We start from the raw sequence: 1,160 nt of genomic DNA, 5'->3' as shown, positions 1-1,160 counted from the left end.
ATACTATAACTATTAAAACCTTGGGACTGTAAAACCCAAGCATCGTGAGCAAAACTATCAGCCTTTAAAGGCAGGCGGGCAGCTATTGATCGGGAATGATATTGGTTAATTAAATTGTCACGTGTAAATTCTAATTGTCGAATAATTTGCGGATTAGCAATTTTTAAAATAGTTGCATCTTGCTGATAATTGATTGCAAACCCTGGATGTCCACCAATAGCAAAGGGCATCACTTGTTGGCTCCGATTTTGGACGCTATATGTTACTAATAAGCTTTTATTTTGCAGGGTAAAACAGATTTTTAAAACAAAATCAAACGGATAAACTTCAAAAGTTTCTTGATTAGCAGTTAAGCCAAAAGTAACAACCTGATGATTTTTGTCCAAAACATCAAATTCTCGATCCCGGGCAAAACCGTGTTGAGTCATCGAATAAACTTGATTACCTAAAGCATATTGATTATGCTGAAGCCGGCCGACAATTGGAAACAAAACTGGAGCCCTTCGTGGCCAAATATCGGCTTGCCCCTGCCACAAATATTCTTTACCAGTGTTATCTTTAATACTCTGCAATTCCGCACCTAAGGTAGCAATTTTAATTTCCAACTGGTCATTTTTTAAAGTAATTAAATCCATTAATATCCTCTTACAAAATATATTTAGTTAAATCACTATCACCAGCAATTTTACCAACTTTTTGGTCTACGTATTCTTGAGTAATGGTAATATCACCCATCTGCATATCTGGAGCTTCATACATGATATCTTCTAAGACTTTTTCCAAAACAGTAGCTAAACGCCGCGCCCCTATATTTTGGCTTTCATGGTTGACTTTATATGCCAATCGCGCGATTTCTTCGATGGACTCTTTAGTAAAGGTCAAATGAATGCCGTCACTACCCACTAAAGCAATGTATTGCTTAACTAAAGCATTATCTGGAGCTGTTAAAATCCGAATAAAATCAGTCTCAGTTAAGTCATTTAATTCTACTCTAATTGGGAAACGTCCTTGCAATTCCGCAATTAGATCACTAGGTTTACTTTCAGCAAAAGCTCCGGAACCAATAAACAAAATATGATCAGTTTTTACAGTTCCATATTTTGTATTAACACTGGAACCCTCGACAATTGGCAAACTATCCCGTTGAACGCCTTCACGTG

Annotated in this window: 2 protein-coding genes; both read right to left on the bottom strand. The window is 36.7% G+C overall.

The genetic code is table 11. From position 1 onward, the window contains the following. Window positions 1-635, bottom strand: a 635-nt coding sequence (locus EQ827_RS08765; RefSeq protein WP_181190594.1) for an aldose epimerase family protein, incomplete at its 3' end; no start/stop codon positions are given. Window positions 636-645: 10 nt separating this feature from the next. After that, window positions 646-1,160 (bottom strand): AAA family ATPase (locus EQ827_RS08760; RefSeq protein ID WP_181190593.1); only part of this gene is annotated, 515 nt, incomplete at its 5' end.

The sequence above is a fragment of the Bombilactobacillus bombi genome (assembly GCF_013607485.1).
In the GTDB taxonomy this organism is placed as follows: Bacteria; Bacillota; Bacilli; order Lactobacillales; family Lactobacillaceae; genus Bombilactobacillus; species Bombilactobacillus bombi_A.
Note: the sequence above shows the minus strand (reverse complement) of the source record. Positions and strands in the feature narration are given on the sequence as shown.